The 15,841-nt window shown below is 62.9% G+C and carries 14 protein-coding genes; 7 read left to right on the top strand and 7 right to left on the bottom strand.

What is annotated here, in order from left to right; translation table 11 throughout:
• Window positions 1–8: 8 nt before the first annotated feature.
• Together ACFOPH_RS19470 and ACFOPH_RS19465 are read right to left on the bottom strand one after the other, a co-directional pair.
• Window positions 9–2,138, bottom strand: coding sequence for a tetratricopeptide repeat protein (locus tag ACFOPH_RS19470; RefSeq protein WP_379736988.1), 2,130 nt, complete (start codon window positions 2,136–2,138; stop codon window positions 9–11).
• Window positions 2,139–2,500: 362 nt separating this feature from the next.
• A complete protein-coding gene (locus ACFOPH_RS19465; RefSeq protein WP_312547404.1) occupies window positions 2,501–2,677 on the bottom strand; it encodes a hypothetical protein in 177 nt (58 codons plus the stop codon).
• A gap of 238 nt (window positions 2,678–2,915) precedes the next feature.
• Between ACFOPH_RS19465 and ACFOPH_RS19460 the strand changes: the two genes are divergently transcribed.
• Together ACFOPH_RS19460 and ACFOPH_RS19455 are read left to right on the top strand one after the other, a co-directional pair.
• The gene (locus ACFOPH_RS19460; RefSeq protein ID WP_379736987.1) at window positions 2,916–3,968 is read left to right on the top strand and encodes a type IV toxin-antitoxin system AbiEi family antitoxin; all 1,053 of its coding nucleotides are present in this window, start codon (window positions 2,916–2,918) and stop codon (window positions 3,966–3,968) included.
• Window positions 3,952–4,809, top strand: a complete 858-nt coding sequence (locus tag ACFOPH_RS19455; protein ID WP_312547402.1) for a nucleotidyl transferase AbiEii/AbiGii toxin family protein — start codon at window positions 3,952–3,954, stop codon at window positions 4,807–4,809. The genes ACFOPH_RS19460 and ACFOPH_RS19455 overlap by 17 nt, the downstream gene beginning before the upstream one ends.
• A gap of 59 nt (window positions 4,810–4,868) precedes the next feature.
• On the opposite strand, the gene ssb is transcribed toward ACFOPH_RS19455, so the two are convergent.
• Window positions 4,869–5,363: a single-stranded DNA-binding protein gene (gene ssb, locus ACFOPH_RS19450; RefSeq protein WP_379736986.1), complete on the bottom strand. Its 495-nt coding sequence runs from the start codon at window positions 5,361–5,363 to the stop codon at window positions 4,869–4,871.
• 513 nt (window positions 5,364–5,876) lie between these two features.
• Here ssb and uvrA point away from each other — a divergent pair.
• Window positions 5,877–8,726 (top strand): excinuclease ABC subunit UvrA, encoded by a 2,850-nt coding sequence (gene uvrA, locus ACFOPH_RS19445; RefSeq protein ID WP_312547399.1) that lies wholly within the window; start codon window positions 5,877–5,879, stop codon window positions 8,724–8,726.
• A 178-nt stretch (window positions 8,727–8,904) separates the two neighbouring features.
• Here the strand turns inward: uvrA and ACFOPH_RS19440 are convergent, their stop codons facing one another.
• Entirely contained in the window at window positions 8,905–9,702 is a 798-nt protein-coding gene (locus tag ACFOPH_RS19440; RefSeq protein WP_379736985.1) for a lipid-binding SYLF domain-containing protein, read from the bottom strand.
• A gap of 25 nt (window positions 9,703–9,727) precedes the next feature.
• Window positions 9,728–9,904 (bottom strand): hypothetical protein, encoded by a 177-nt coding sequence (locus ACFOPH_RS19435; protein WP_379736984.1) that lies wholly within the window; start codon window positions 9,902–9,904, stop codon window positions 9,728–9,730.
• On the opposite strand from ACFOPH_RS19435, the gene ACFOPH_RS19430 reads away from it, so the two are divergent.
• Window positions 9,903–10,358 (top strand): DUF2214 family protein, encoded by a 456-nt coding sequence (locus tag ACFOPH_RS19430; RefSeq protein ID WP_379736983.1) that lies wholly within the window; start codon window positions 9,903–9,905, stop codon window positions 10,356–10,358. The genes ACFOPH_RS19435 and ACFOPH_RS19430 overlap by 2 nt on opposite strands.
• A 13-nt stretch (window positions 10,359–10,371) precedes the next feature.
• Window positions 10,372–10,848 (top strand): hypothetical protein, encoded by a 477-nt coding sequence (locus ACFOPH_RS19425; protein WP_379736982.1) that lies wholly within the window; start codon window positions 10,372–10,374, stop codon window positions 10,846–10,848.
• A gap of 189 nt (window positions 10,849–11,037) precedes the next feature.
• On the opposite strand, the gene ACFOPH_RS19420 is transcribed toward ACFOPH_RS19425, so the two are convergent.
• A complete protein-coding gene (locus ACFOPH_RS19420) occupies window positions 11,038–12,903 on the bottom strand; it encodes a phosphoenolpyruvate carboxykinase (GTP) (protein WP_312547394.1) in 1,866 nt (621 codons plus the stop codon).
• Between the two features lie 348 nt (window positions 12,904–13,251).
• On the opposite strand from ACFOPH_RS19420, the gene ACFOPH_RS19415 reads away from it, so the two are divergent.
• Window positions 13,252–14,241, top strand: a complete 990-nt coding sequence (locus ACFOPH_RS19415) for a D-2-hydroxyacid dehydrogenase family protein (protein WP_312547393.1) — start codon at window positions 13,252–13,254, stop codon at window positions 14,239–14,241.
• Window positions 14,242–14,448: 207 nt separating this feature from the next.
• Here ACFOPH_RS19415 and ACFOPH_RS19410 read toward each other — a convergent pair whose 3' ends face one another.
• Complete coding sequence (locus ACFOPH_RS19410) at window positions 14,449–15,204, bottom strand: L-asparaginase (RefSeq protein WP_312547392.1); 756 nt, start codon at window positions 15,202–15,204, stop codon at window positions 14,449–14,451.
• Window positions 15,205–15,341: 137 nt separating this feature from the next.
• Here ACFOPH_RS19410 and ACFOPH_RS19405 point away from each other — a divergent pair, with 137 nt between their 5' ends.
• Window positions 15,342–15,827: an asparaginase domain-containing protein gene (locus ACFOPH_RS19405; RefSeq protein ID WP_312547390.1), complete on the top strand. Its 486-nt coding sequence runs from the start codon at window positions 15,342–15,344 to the stop codon at window positions 15,825–15,827.
• Window positions 15,828–15,841 lie beyond the last annotated feature (14 nt).

The following is a 15,841-nucleotide window of genomic DNA, read 5'->3' as shown; positions in this document are numbered from 1 at the left end:
CGGCGGCGTCACTGCGCGGCGCCGCCAGCCGCAGGCAGTGCGCACGAGTCCGTGCAGGCCGCCAGGGCCGCCGCATCATCACCACGCCCGGTTTTGGCGTAGAGCGAGGCCAGGCCTTCGCGCGCCTGGCGCAGCTGCGGATGGGTCGCCAGCATCAGGTTCGTGCGGATCGCCAGCGCGCGCTGGAGCAGCGGCTCGGCCGCCCGGTAGTTCGCCTGCCCGAGGTAAAGGCTACCCAGCTCGTAGGCGCTGGCGGCCGTTTGCGAATGCCCGGCGCCCAGGTGGCGTTCGCGCAGCGCCAGCGCGCGTTCCAGGTAAGGCTGCGCCTGCTTCAGCTTGTCCTGGCGGGCCAGGATCGCGCCCAACTCGTGCAGGCTGTATGCCAGGTCGACATGGTCCCGCTCCAGCAGCGTCTCGCGCAAGGCGAGCGCACGGGCGCACAGGGCCTGCGCTTCCGGGTAGCGGCCCATGTCCTTGTACAGGCCGCCGAGGTTAGTCTGGAGAACCGCCATCACCATGCCGCCCTGGCCGTCGAGGGTGGTCCACATGGCGATCGCCTTCTTGAACAACGCCTCGGCCTCGTCGAACCGGCCCTGCTGCTGGTAGACCGCCGCCAGGTCGTTCAGGCGTATGGCGACGGTCTTGCTCTGCGCGCCCTGGCGCTGCTCGGCAATGGCCAGCACCTGCGTGATCAGGTCCTCGGCACGCTTGAAGTCTCCCTGCAACGAGTGAATCGAGGCCAGCTGCACCAGGGTGCTGCTCATGTCGGAGGTATGTTCCCGCTTCATTTTCTCCAGCAGCGCCAGCTGGCGCTGCAGGATGATTTGTGCCTCTGGTAATTGCTCCAGACTCTCATGAACCTTGCTGAGTCCCCTGAGCACGTCCAGGATCTCGGGGTCGCCGAGCCCGGCGCCCTGCTCGGCCAGCTGCAAGGCTTTTCGGTAGACGGTCTCGGCTCCGCCATACTGCGACTGGTTATATAAGTTCTGCCCCAGCTGGATCAAGCGCGCGTAGCGCCGGGCCGGCTCGGTCTCCGGATCCTGTTCGGCCAGCGCGAGTGCGCGTTCGAAATACGGCTGGGCCGCCTGGAAACGCTGCTGATCCGCGAGGCTTTCGGCCAGCAAGCCAAGCAGGGCCTGCTCCAGCCCGGCGCCGGTACCGGGCGAACGGCCGGCCAGCGCCAGCGCGCGCCGCAGCAGCTCTTCGGCCTGGGCCGGCTTGCGCTGGCCCTGATACAGCTCCCCCAGCTGCCCCAGCATGCGCACGTCGCCTTCTTTTTCCGCCTGCGCCAGCCGCGCGCGTGCCCGCCGTTGCCGGTCCGGACCACCGACGCCGTCGAGATGGAGCCGGACCAGGCGCAGCGTGGCCGCTTGCTGTCCACCCTGTTCGGCCTGCTCGAAAAGACGCAGTGCCGTCGCCTCGTCCTTTGCCAGTCCCTGGCCGCGCTCGTAGCAGACAGCCAGCAGATACTGCGCGCGCGGATGGTCCTGTTGCACCGCCTCCCGCAGCAGGGCCACGGCCTGGACCGGATCATGCGCCACGCCGCGGCCGTCGAGATACATCGCGGCCAGGTTGGTCCGGGCGTAGCGGTCGCCCTGGGCGATGGCCAGGCGATACCATGCGGCGGCTTCGGCCAGGTCCGGCGCCACGCCCGCGCCGTGCTCGAGTGCATAGGCGACCTTGCTCTGCGCATCCGGGTCGCCCTGCTCGGCCGATTTCCTGAACCAGGCATACGCTTGCGCCGAGTCTTGCTGCACGCCTCTGCCGAAGAGATAGAAGATTCCCAGGTTGTACTGGGCTATCGCGTTCCCCTGCTCCGCCGCCTTGCCGTACCAGCGTCTTGCTTCCGCAAAGTCCTGCAGCACGCCCTGGCCGCTCTGGTACAGGAAGCCGAGACTAGACTGTGCATCGGCATAGCCCTGCTCCGCCGCGGCGAGGTACAGGCGCGCCGCCTGAAAATAGTCCTGGGCCACCCCATCGCCTTTTTCATATGCGCGGGCGCTTTCGTACAGGTCTTGCCGCGGATCCGGCGCGGTATGCCTCATCGGCACCTGGTGGCGCAGCGGCGGAAGGCCTGCCGTGGCCGCGCTGCACATCAATGCCGGAAGCAACATGAGTAGGGAAATCGTTTGGTGCATGCTTTCTCTTGGTGTGACGAAGTGATAGGGGCAGACATGCCATTGACGGTCGCGGACCGACAACGGTTCGCCTCTATTCCGCCATCGGCGCCATATTCTGACGCACTAGAAAATTGCATTAAAGCATGAATCTGATAAAAATTGTTCGACCGACAACTGCACAGCCCGGGAACGCCTGTTTCACTACAGCGAGAAACAACAGCATCGGCCTCCACTGCAGCCACGCGTTTCCAGCGTATGGCAGGGCTGCGGGCGAAACGAAAATGTCTCGCTTATCTCGTTTAAAAAAAAGAAAAGCCCGCCAGATCCCTGGCGGGCATGTCCATGGCGGGCGCTGGCTTAGGCTCGGCTGTTCGTGGCGATCAGCCTTCGTAGGAATAGCAGTTGATGTCCCACAACTGGCAGGCGTACGCGTTGCCGCTCTCGCATTTCAGCGCCAGCGTCTCGCAATCGACGCTGCCGGCCGAAACGGATGCCGAGACGCCCAGGCCTAGTCCCAGGCTCAGTACGAACGCAATTTTCTTGAGTGTCAGTTTCATCGTTCTTCTTTCATTTTTAGCGTGGAAAGAACTTCACACCGGCGGTGTGGAACGATCTTAGCAGTGCAATATGCCCCGGCTACTAGCAGGATGAATAGTCCGACGATGTTGACAAACCGGGGGGCCGAGTTCATTTTTCTGTATCCTTCACGTGACGTGAACAAACATATTTCTTGAACAACGAAGGGTTTGTGTTCATACTTCAAACTTGTTCACGTTACGTAAAAATCGAGCAATCATGAACAAACTGTCCTTGCTTTCACCTACGCTGGAAGAGGCTGATCTCATCGGTCGTGCGATCGCCGAGCTGGAGGAAACCCTCGATCTGCATGGAAGAATCCTGCCCAAGAAAGCGCATCAATGGGATGCCGATGTGCTTCTTGAGGTAGCAGGACAACAACTTCGGTATGTCTGCGAAGTCAAACACAAGATCGACCGCCGTTCGGCGCTGCTGGACCTGAAAACCCGGGGCCTGGCCAAGCCGGAAGGCTTGCTGGTTACTTTATACCTGAGCCACGAACTGGCAAGCGCGTGCCGCGAGTTGGGACTGCAGTTTCTCGATACCGCCGGGAATGCCTATCTGGATAACGGTGCCGGCCTGTTTGTGTACATCAGTGGCCGCCGCCCCCATGACCTGAGCCGCAACACCCTGGAACAGGCGACCATCACGCCGGCCGCGCTCAGGATGATGTTTGCGTTTCTGGCCGACCCATCCATGCTGAATGCGCCTTACCGTGAAATCGCGCCTGCGGTCATGGTATCCACCGGCGCTATCAGCAAGGTATTCGACACACTGGAGACGAGGGGTTTCATTGCGACGCTGCCCGGCGGAAAGCGCGTCATCGCCGCACCTGAGTTGCTGTTGGGCGAATGGGCGACAGGCTATTTGAGCCGATTGAAACCAAAGCTCAAAAGCTACCGGTTCAGCGGGGCAAGTCCAGCAGAGTTCAGTCGTCGCTGGTTTCCGGAAAACGGCGTCTCGGCCTGGGGTGGCGAACCAGCGGCAGCAATGCATACCGGTCATCTGACGCCCGGAAGCTGTACTTTGTATATCGACATCAGTGAGCAGCGCGTGTTGCGAGAACTCGTCAGCGATTTCAAGTTGAAGGCGGACCCTGCCGGCCCAATCGAAGTCATCCAGGCATTCTGGAACATGGATCGCTTCGCCACGTCGACTCCGACCGTGCCGCTGCCCTTGATTTATGCAGACCTGCTTGGCACACACGATGCGCGCAATCTAACGGTGGCGAAACAAATCGCAGCGGAGATCATGGATGACCTACATCGTTAAAGCAGAGCGTCCGCTCGACCCGAACATCCTGGCCATTCTCGCTACATTGCAAGCTGTCGCGACGGATCTTGGCTTCAGCTATTTTCTTGTCGGTGCCACCGCACGCGACGTCCTGATGACCCATGTATTCGGGCTGGAGGTACAGCGTGCAACGCATGACGTCGATTTTGCAGTTGCGCTGGAAGATTGGCCGTCCTTCGATGCCCTCAAGCGAAAACTGCTTGATACCGGCGACTTCGAATCCGCCGATGGCCGCAATCATCTTCTACGCTATAAACCGTGGGAATTCAACAATGCGTATCCGCTGGATTTGATTCCTTTCGGTGGCGTCGAGCACAAGTCGAAGGAAATTGCCTGGCCACCCGATATGGACGTTGTCATGAACGTGACAGGCTACGCGGAGGCCTTGAAGTCGGCATTGCAGGTGGATGTAGGAAACAAGCTCGTCGTACCGGTAATTTCCATCCCCGGCCTCGCCGTGTTGAAGCTGCTCGCATGGAATGACCGCGGCCTGGACAACAATAAGGACGCCAAAGATTTATTTTTCCTGTTGAGCTGCTATGCGGATGCCGGGAATGCCGAGCGTCTCTATGGCGAAGCGTTTTCCACATTGGAAGCATGCGGGTTCGACCCGAGCCTGGCGGGAGCCAGGCTGCTCGGCCATGACGCTCGACTGATACTGGAAGCGTCCTCGCGCCGGGCCATCCTCGATGTGCTCGATGACACGGCGAAGCGCGAGCGCTTGATCGCTCACATGCTTCCCGACCGCCTGGCCAGCCCTGAGAAGGCGGCGCAGTTAATTGAACAATTTGAGCAGGGAATCAACTCGCCAGACTTGTAAAAAAGCCCCGCAAGTAATGCTTGCAGGGCTTTTGTCATGCTTGAATTGCCTGGACTGGCTTAGAACGGAATGTCGTCGTCCATGTCCGAGAAGTTCGGCGCCGGGCGCTGCGGCTGCGGACGGGCTGCCGGCGCAGGCGGGGCCTGGCGCGGGGCCGGACGCTGCGGGGCGTCGTAGCCGCCGTCGTCCATGCCCATGTCGTTGCCGCCGCCCATGCCCTGGCGGCCGCCGAGCATCTGCATGTTCTCGGCGATGATGTCGGTGGCATAGCGCTCGATGCCGTCTTTATCCGTGTACTTGCGGGTCTGCAGGCGACCTTCGACGTAGACCGAGGAACCTTTCTTCAGGTACTGGCCGACGATTTCAGCGAGACGGCCGAAGAAGGAGATGCGGTGCCATTCGGTCAGCTCTTTCTGTTCGCCGGTGTTGCGGTCTTTCGATTTGTACGAAGTCGCAACCGCGATGTTCGCGATCGCATCGCCGCTCGGCATGTAGCGGATTTCGGGATCGCGGCCCAGGTTGCCGACGATGATGACCTTGTTGACTGATGCCATGGTGTGACTCCTTGAATTGATGTGAGCCCTGGCTCTGCACAAAGACTAAGCGCCAGGGAACTGGGTGCTGCAGCACGCTATTATGGGGCCACTCAGGCAGTTCTAAAAGTGGATTTTTTGCGCTAGATCAATCGAAATTTGCGTGTTCGGGAAGACCGGGGTTTGCACGTTGTGCTTGAACGCGTGGGCGGCGCAGCCGCCCACCCTACCGGTCCGCGGCAAGCTTCTCAGCCATGCAACAGTCGCGAAATCGAGAATTTATTTTCGGATTCTGAACGGTTTGTCATTGAACCTGGACGGAAACGGCACACATACGTCCCACCAGGGACGGGAATCCGGTGGAGCTTGCCAGGAAGGCATATCAGCTTGCCAGCGCTGGTACACCTACCACTGGATAAACGTACAGCCGAAGCAAAAAACGGCTAAACTAGCAGATTCCCCTCGATTGGCCCGCTCACCGCGACAGTATCGTGCGCGGCCCGCACAAACTTATTGAAAGCCTGCCAAAAATTAATGGAAGAAATTCGTATTCGTGGTGCCCGCACGCACAATCTGAAGAACATCAACCTCGACCTGCCGCGTAACAAGCTGATCGTCATCACCGGCCTGTCGGGCTCGGGCAAGTCCTCGCTCGCCTTCGACACCCTGTACGCCGAGGGTCAACGCCGCTACGTCGAGTCGCTGTCGGCCTACGCGCGCCAGTTCCTGCAATTGATGGAAAAGCCGGACGTCGACCTGATCGAAGGCCTGTCGCCGGCGATCTCGATCGAGCAGAAGGCGACCTCGCACAACCCGCGTTCGACGGTCGGCACCGTGACCGAGATCCACGACTACCTGCGCCTGCTGTACGCGCGCGTCGGCACGCCCTATTGCCCACAGCACCCGCACGAGCCACTGGCCGCGCAGACCGTCTCGCAGATGGTCGATGCCGTGCTGGCCATGCCGGAAGGCACGAAGCTGATGATCCTGGCGCCGGTCGTGGCCGGCCGCAAGGGCGAGCACGGCGACCTGTTCGCGACCATGCAGGCGCAGGGTTTCGTGCGCTTCCGCATCCAGAGCGGCGTGAACCCGGCGAAAATCTACGAGATCGACGAGCTGCCGAAGCTGAAGAAAACGGAAAAGCACTCGATCGACGTCGTCATCGACCGCGTCAAGGTGAACCCGGAAATCAAGCAGCGTGTGGCCGAGAGCTTCGAAACCGCGCTGCGCCTGGCCGACGGCCGCGCCGTCGCGTTCGAGATGGACACCGAAAAGGAAACCGTCTTCTCGAACAAGTTCGCCTGCAACGTCTGCGGCTATTCGCTGCAGGAGCTCGAGCCGCGCCTGTTCTCGTTCAACAACCCGATGGGCGCCTGCTCGGAGTGCGACGGCCTGGGTCACATCGAGTTCTTCGATCCGAAGCGCATCGTCGCCTTCCCCAACCTGTCGCTGGCCTCGGGCGCGGTGAAGGGTTGGGATCGCCGCAACCAGTTCTACTTCCAGATGCTGTCGAACCTGGCGGCCTACTACGACTTCGACCTGGATACGCCGTTCGAGAAGCTGCCGAAGAATGCCCAGGAAGCCGTGCTGTTCGGTTCGGGTAAAACGTCGATCCCGTTCACCTATGTGAACGAGCGCGGCCGCACCGTGATCCGCGAGCACACCTTCGAGGGCGTGGTAAACAACCTGCAGCGGCGCTACCGCGAGACCGACTCGATGGCGGTCAAGGAAGAGCTGGCCAAGTTCATCAACGAAAAGAAATGCCCGGCCTGCGAAGGCGCGCGCCTGCGCACCGAGGCGCGTTTCGTGAAAATCGGCCAGGGCGTCCAGCAGCGCGCGATCTATGAAGTGTCGGACCGTCCGCTGCGCGAGACCCTGGACTACTTCGAGTCGCTGGAACTGACCGGCGCCAAAAGGGATATCGCCGAGCGCGTGATCAAGGAAATCACCGCGCGCCTGAAGTTCCTGAACAACGTCGGCCTCGATTACCTGTCGCTCGACCGCAGCGCCGATACCCTCTCGGGCGGCGAGGCGCAGCGTATCCGCCTGGCGTCGCAGATCGGCTCCGGCCTGACCGGCGTCATGTACGTGCTCGACGAACCGTCGATCGGCCTGCACCAGCGCGACAACGACCGCCTGATCGCGACCCTGAAGCACCTGCGCGACATCGGCAACAGCGTGCTGGTGGTCGAGCACGACGAGGATGCGATCCGCACCGCCGACTACATCGTCGACATGGGTCCGGGCGCGGGCGTGCACGGCGGCGCCGTGATCGCCGAGGGTTCGCTCGAAGAGATCATGAAGAACGAGCACTCGCTCACCGCCCAGTACCTGGACGGACGGCGCAAGATCGAGGTGCCGAAGAAGCGCACCCCGGCCAACCCGGAGCGCCAGCTCGTGATCACGAACGCGACCGGCAACAACCTGAAGAAGGCGAACCTGACGCTGCCGGTCGGCCTGATGACCTGCGTGACGGGCGTCTCGGGTTCGGGTAAATCGACGCTGATCAACGACACCCTGTATCCGGCGCTGTCGCGCCACCTGTACGGCTCGCAGACCGAGCCGGCGCCGCACGACGCCATCCACGGCCTCGAGCACTTCGACAAGGTGATCTCGGTCGACCAGGCGCCGATCGGCCGCACCCCGCGTTCGAACCCGGCGACCTACACCGGCGTGTTCACCCCGATCCGCGATTTGTTCGCGACGGTGCCGACTGCGAAGGAACGTGGTTATAGCGCCGGCCGTTTCTCGTTCAACGTGAAGGGCGGCCGCTGCGAAGCCTGCCAGGGCGACGGCGTGATCAAGGTCGAGATGCACTTCCTGCCGGACGTGTACGTGCCGTGCGACGTCTGCCACGGCAAGCGCTACAACCGCGAAACGCTGGAAGTGCAGTACAAGGGCAAGAACATCACCGAAGTGCTGGAGATGACGGTCGAGGATGCGCACGAGTTCTTCAAGCCGGTGCCGGTGATCGCACGCAAGCTGCAGACCCTGCTGGACGTGGGCCTCGGCTACATCAAGCTGGGCCAGAGCGCGACCACCCTGTCGGGCGGCGAGGCGCAGCGCGTCAAGTTGTCGCTGGAACTGTCGAAACGCGATACCGGGCGTACCCTGTACATCCTGGACGAGCCGACGACCGGCCTGCACTTCGCCGATATCGACCTGCTGCTCAAGGTCATCCACCGCCTGCGTGACCAGGGCAACACGCTCGCCATCATCGAGCACAACCTGGACGTGATCAAGACCGCGGACTGGATCGTCGACCTGGGTCCGGAAGGCGGCGCCGGCGGCGGTACCATCGTCGCCACCGGCACGCCGGAAGACGTGGCCGAGAACCCGGCCAGCGTCACCGGCAAGTACCTCAAGCCGCTGCTGAACGCGTGATGCGCCGCTAAGGGAGCGCCAGCATGAGAGCAAGCCCGGATCCGCAATGCGGTCCGGGCTTTTTTCATGGCCGGCGGGCTGGCTGCATACGCTGCTGTCGAGGGTTGCGGCCTCATGCCTGCCGGCGCCATGGTGGGTTCGAGAACCCACCCTACATATGTGCGTTTGACCGCCGTGCTCAACGGCTGCGCTCGTCGTCCTTGGTGCGCTTGTCGCCGGACTTGGTGCCGGCCGTTGCGCTGCTGCCCGTGCTGGACGCGCCCTTGCCGCTGGAGGCACTCGCCAGGGCCTGGCGCAGCTCGGCGGCATGGGGATTCGTGACCTTCCCGCCGAGGACGTCGCGCGCCGCCACCTGGCGGCCGTAGTAGCCCGAGGTTTCGTCCTCGTCGTAGTCGACGTCGTCGACGCCGACGGCCGCGCCGCCGAACAGCCCTTCGGTGTTCGACCAGGCGGTGATGTTGCCCCAGCCGGCAGCGCCAGTCCCTTTCTTCGACCAGTCCACCACCGTCAGGCCGGCGTCGGCATTCAGCGAGAACTTGTTGTTCTGCATGAAGCTGTTCATGGCCTTCTGGTCGTTCAGCACGAAGGCAATCGCGCCGGCTTCGGCGCCGGCCTGGGCGCCGATGCTGACGCCGCCGAAGTTATAAAAGGCCGGGCTGCCCCAGGTCTCGCCGTTACGCACCAGCAGCACGCCGGCGCCGCCGCGTGCGCCGATGCCCAGGGCCGCGGTGCCGTAGTCGGGCACCACGAACACGCCTTTCGAACGCTGCAGCAGCGCACGCATTTCCGGCGTTGCCTGCATCTGGTGCACCACGCGCACCGCCTTCTCGACGTGTTCCATGCCTTTTTTCATTTCCTTCTGCTGGCGCGTGGTGCCCGGGGTGCCGGCTTCCTTCGCCGCCCCGACCTGCGCGCTGGCCGCCCCGGCCGCTCCCGCCAGCAGGACGGCAAAAGAAGTCGCAGCGAGTTGCCTCATGGTCGTTTTCATGACTCGGCCCTCCTCAGGTGAATTGGAACAGGAAGAGCCTAAACCGCACATGGAACGGGGAGCGCCAGTTTGAAAACGGGAAATAGGGTCTCCGCATCATGCCGCAGCGCATGGCGAAGCGCATCGGTCTTGACACTGCAGAGATACGCGACGACATTGGCATATCTTCAATGTCCAGGATATTGACCATGAGCGACCTCCTGCTTGCCGTCGTCCACCACCTGATCGTCTTCGGCATCGCGGCCGTGCTGGCGGCCGAGCTGGCGCTGATGCGTCCGGCCGCCATGTCGGCGCAGACGGTGCGGCTGCTGGGGCGCTTCGATGCCGCCTACGGCATGCTGGCGCTGGCGATCCTCGCCGCCGGTTTCATCCGTGTCTGGTACGGCGCCAAGGGGCCGGATTTCTACCTGCACAATCCGGTGTTCTGGGCCAAGATCGCCGCCTTCGGCGTGGTCGGATTGCTGTCGATCCAGCCGACGCTGCGCATCGCGGCCTGGCAAAAGGCGGCCAAAGCCGACGTCCGCTTCGTGCCCCCGCTGCAGGAAGTGGGCAAGCTGCGCCGGGTGCTGCTGGCGGAAATCCACGTGTTCGCGCTGATCCCGATCCTTGCCGCCGCGATGGCGCGCGGCGTCGGTCTGGGCTGAGCAAGGAGAAGCCATGCGCGTACTCATCATGGGCAATTCGGACTCGGGCAAGTCGCATCGCGCGCAGGCCCTGGCCGCACAACATGGACTGGTGCATCTCGACCTCGACACCATCGTCTGGGAGCCAGGACAAATCGCGGTGCCGCGCGCGCCCGAACAGGTGCGCGCCGACCTGCAGGCCTTCGTCGACAGGCATACCGGCTGGATTGCGGAAGGCTGCTACGGCGACCTGGTGGAAGCGGCGCTTCCCTGGTGCTCGGAACTGGTGTTCATGAATCCGGGGCTGGACGTGTGCCTGGAGAACAACCGCAAGCGGCCGTGGGAGCCGCACAAGTATGCGTCGATGGAGGCGCAGCAGAGCAAACTGCCCTTCCTGCTCGACTGGGTGGCGGGGTATTACACGAGAAATGATGCGATGTCGTATGCCAGGCACCGGCGTTTGTTCGATGGATATCGCGGAAACAAGACCGAAGTGACAGTGCTGTCATAACGTAGGGTGGGTTCTCGAACCCACGCGGTACGCCAGGTGCGCAGCTATAACCTGTCCACAGGTTTGCAACAGCAGCATGCGGTGGGTTCGAGAACCCACCCTACATGTTGATAAAAAAAGGGCAGGACCACACGGCCCTGCCCTTTTTCACGTGACGGCGCTCAACACGCGCCGCCCCTCCTCAGAAACTTACTGCGCCAGCTGCTTTTCCAGCTTGGCCTTGGTCTCCACCAGCTCCTGCGGCAGGTGGTAAGCCAGCTTCTCGAACAGCTCGCTGTGCAATTTCAGTTCTTCGCGCCAGGCGTCCTTGTCGATCGAGGTGATCTGGGTGAACTGTTCTTGCGTGAACTCCAGGCCATCCCAGTTCAGGTCGCCGTAGTTCGGCGAGGTGCCGAACAGGTGCTCGCTGCCGCCGGCCTGGCCTTCGGTACGCTCCAGGATCCACTTCAGCACGCGCATGTTGTCGCCATAGCCCGGCCAGACGAAGTTACCGGCTTCGTCCGTGCGGAACCAGTTGACGCAGAAGATCTTCGGCAGCGCGGCCGCGTTCTTCTCGGCGACTTTCTTGCCGAGGTTCAGCCAGTGCTGGAAGTAGTCGCTCATGTTGTAGCCGATGAAAGGCAGCATCGCGAGCGGGTCGCGGCGCACCACGCCCATCTGGCCGGCGGCGGCGGCGGTCGTTTCCGAGCCCATGGTCGCGGCCATGTAGACGCCTTCGACCCAGTCGCGCGCTTCGGTCACCAGCGGCACCGTGGTCGAGCGGCGGCCGCCGAAGATGAAGGCCGAGATCGGCACGCCGGCCGGATCGTCCCAGGCCGGGTCGATCACCGGGTTCTGGGTGGCGGCCACGGTGAAGCGGGCGTTCGGGTGCGCGGCCTTGGTGCCGGACGCCGGGGTCCAGTCTTTACCTTGCCAGTCGATCAGGTGCGCCGGGGCCTCTTTCGTCATGCCTTCCCACCAGACGTCGCCGTCGTCGGTCAGCGCGACGTTGGTGAAGATCACGTTCTCGCGCAGCGAGGACATGCAGTTCGAGTTGGTCTTGTCGTTGGTGCCCGGGGCCACGCCAAAGTAGCCGGCTTCCGGGTTGATCGCGTACAGCTTGCCGTCCGCGCCCGGCTTGATCCAGGCAATGTCGTCGCCGATGGTGGTGACCTTCCAGCCGTTGAAGGAGGTCGGCGGGATCAGCATGGCGAAGTTGGTCTTGCCGCAGGCCGAAGGGAAGGCGGCCGCGACGTATTTCTTGTCACCTTGCGGCGACTCGACGCCCAGGATCAGCATGTGTTCGGCCAGCCAGCCGGTGCCGCCTGCCTGCGCTTCCTGGTAGCCCATGTTCGAGGCGATGCGCAGCGCGAAGCACTTCTTGCCGAGCAGCGCGTTGCCGCCGTAGCCCGAACCGAAGGACCAGATCTCGCGGGTTTCCGGATAGTGGACGATGTACTTGGTGCTGTTGCACGGCCAGCGCACGTCCTGCTGGCCGGCGGCCAGCGGCATGCCGACGCTGTGCACGCACGGCACGAACTCGCCGTTCTCGCCCAGCACGTCATAGACGGCCTTGCCCATGCGCGTCATGATGCGCATGTTCACGGCGACGTACGGCGAATCGGACAGCTCGACGCCGATGTGGGCGATCGGCGAACCGAGCGGGCCCATCGAGAACGGCACCACGTACATCGTGCGGCCGGCCATGCAGCCGTCGAACAGGCCGTTCAGGGTCGTGCGCATCTCGGCCGGGTCCATCCAGTTGTTGGTCGGACCAGCCTGTTCCTTGGTCGCCGAGCAGATGAAGGTGCGGTCTTCCACGCGCGCCACGTCCGACGGATCGGAATGGGCCAGGTAGGAATTCGGCCGCTTCTCCGGGTTCAGGCGCTTCATCGTACCGGCTTCGACCATCTGTGCGCACAGGCGATCGTACTCTTCCTCGGAACCGTCGCACCAGTAGATAGCGTCAGGCTTCGTCAGGGCGGCAATGTCCGCGACCCAATTGATGAGCTTTTGGTGTTTGATGTAAGCTGGAACGTTCAGTGCGGCGACGCCGCCCATCACGGGCTGGTTCATAGTACCTCCAATGCCAATAAAGAATTCTGGTCTTGTCCCGGCACGGCAGATCGTCGTGGGCCCGGGACTGCGTTGTGAATCCCTTCGCTCGGGCGAGCGCGGCGGTACGGCGGTCATGTCGACAAGCTCGCCTGGCGAGCCGAGTGGAACGGTGCAGCCGGGTCTGATATAAGAAACGGTGGTGTCAAACCCTTAATATTCGGGCGATTGTACACCCCTGAAACCGATGCACAAGCTCTTCGGCCGGAAAAATGTAGGAAATATAGTTGACTAAAGTAGTGGGCTACTTTGATTCCTCCAGATCGTGTTATTCCTTTACGTACTCATCAATAACTTCGGCCAACTTCCATGAAAATTGCCATTCTTGACGACTACCAGAACGTCGTCCCGGGTCTCGACTGTTACAAAATTTTGGACGGTCACGAGGTCAAAGTGTTCAATAATTCGGCGCGCGGCGTGGGCCAGCTCGCCATCCGGCTGGCCGGCTTCGATGCGCTGGTCCTGATCCGGGAGCGCACCGCACTCCCGGCGGCCTTGCTGAACAAGCTGCCGAATCTGAAACTGATCTCGCAGACGGGCAAGGTCAGCGGGCATGTGGACGTGGCGGCGGCCAGCGCGCGCGGCATCGCGATTGCCGAAGGCGTCGGCTCGCCGATCGCGCCGGCCGAGCTGACCTGGGCCCTGATCATGGCCGCCAGCCGCAAGATCCTGCCGTATGCGACCAATTTGAAGGAAGGGAGCTGGCAGACGGCCTCGGTCAACCCGCAGCTGAACGGCCTGGGCCGGGTCCTGCATGGGCGCATGCTCGGGATCTGGGGCTACGGCAAGATCGGCCGCATGCTGGCGGGCTACGGCAAGGCCTTCGGGATGCAGGTCATGGTGTGGGGAAGCGAGACCAGCCGCGCCGCGGCGGTGGCCGACGGCTGTCTCGCGGCGCCATCGCGCGCGGCCTTCTTTGCCGAAGCCGATGTGCTGAGCCTGCACCTGCGGCTGGGCCCCGCGACGCGCGGCATCGTCACCGGCGAGGACCTGGCCCGCATGAAGCCCGACGCCTTGTTCGTGAACACGAGCCGGGCCGAACTGGTGGCAGAAGGCGCGCTCGAGGAAGCGCTGCGCCGCGGCTGTCCCGGCAGTGCGGCCCTGGACGTGTTCACCAGCGAGCCGCTGGCGCCGGATGCACCCCTGCTGCGTATCCCGACCGTGCTGGCCACGCCGCACCTGGGCTACGTCGAACAGGACAGCTACGAAATTTATTTCCGGGCCGCGTTCGAGAACATCGCCAATTTCGCGGCGGGGACGCCGACGAATATTTTGAATCCGGAAGCGTTAAAGACGTAACGTCGAGCGGAGGGCGTAGGGTGGGCACCCCGTGCCCACGCGGAAGCCCGCAAGGTGTTGGCACATTATCTTCCGCAACAGCCGCGCTGGCGAAAAGTCTCGAATGATCAGTGGGAAGCGCTTCGATTGATCCGCGGTTGCTTCCCCAACGCGGTTAACGCAATGCGGAGTTTCGCGTGGGCACAGGTGCCCACCCTACTGGTAAGGTCAGCCCAGCTCCGGCTCGCCCGTCAAGTTGATGCGCCGCGTCGGCATCACGTGCGTACCCGTCCACAAGCCTGCCCAGCCCGGCGGCCAGCCGATATCGGGACCGGCATACGGTTTCACGCCCGCGCGTACTGGCACCACGGGCACCGGCGGCGCCTCGACCAGGCCGCCGCCGGCGGGACGCTCCATGTTCAGGCTGTACATGTAGCCCGGCAGCAGCAGCTCGCAAACATCGGCGAACCAGGCGCTGTGGTCGTCGTCGCGGCCCAGGGCCTGGGCCAGGCCCTGCGGGTCGAACTTCGCCAGCGCATGGATCAGTTCCTCGGTGCTGGCGCCTGGGGAATCTCCCCATCCCATCACCGGATTGTTGTTGTAGTCGGCGCCCGAGCCATACCAGCCTTCGCGCCAGGAGCGCTGCATCCAGTTGCGCTGGCCGGTGAACAGGTGCCAGCGCCAGTGCAAGCCGGAAGGTTTCGGCCAGGAATACAGGTACAGCTTCTGGTAGCCGGCCTTGTGCAGTTCGCGCACCACGGCCATCAGGCGCGCATGCGGCATGCGGTCGGGCGGGGTGCGGCGGAACAGGATCGGTTCGCCATCGGCATGTTGTACTTCGTCGCTCGACAGGTTCAGGTCGAGCGTGCGCGATTCGCTGCCGAACCGCGCGGAAATCCACCCGGTCAGCAGGTTGACGTGGGTGATCACGCCATATCCGCGATGACGGTGAAAAATAACGGTTCCTGGAGCAACGGCTTTCATGTTCTATCTTAGTTAATGCCTGAGGAAAAGGTCAGTCTACTCATCCGATTCGGTCGATTCTAGCCCAGTCACATATGGATACACTACCGTTTGCGGCTATCATTACCCACCTTTTTTCACTGCCTTTACAAACCGATATGACTTTGCGACTCATCGCCACCGGCGGTACCTTCGACAAACACTACAACGAGCTGAACGGTGTGCTTGGCTTCGCCGAAAGCCACTTGCCAGCTGTCATCGCGCGTGCCCGCATGACCATTCCCGTCGAGCTCGAAGTGCTGCCGCTGCTCGATTCGCTCGACATGCAGGACCCCGACCGCCAGCGCGTATTGGCTTCCTGCCAGGCCGCCTCGGAGAAGGCGATCGTCATCGTCCACGGCACCGACACGATGCGCGACACCGCGGGCGTGCTCGGCGGCGCCCAGCTCGACAAGACCATCGTGCTGACCGGCGCCATGATCCCCTACGAGATCGCGAATTCGGACGCCCTGTTCAACCTCGGCTTCGCCTGCGGCGTGGCGCAAACCCTGCCGCCCGGCGTCTACGTGGCGATGAACGGGCAGGTATTTAGCTGGGACAACGTCACGAAAAACCGCGCCGCCGGCGTATTCCAGCCGCTCTGACCGGCCCCGGCGGA

The organism is Massilia haematophila (assembly GCF_042647645.1).
Lineage (GTDB): Bacteria > Pseudomonadota > Gammaproteobacteria > Burkholderiales > Burkholderiaceae_D > Telluria > Telluria haematophila.
This window is presented reverse-complemented; position numbering and strand designations above follow the sequence as displayed.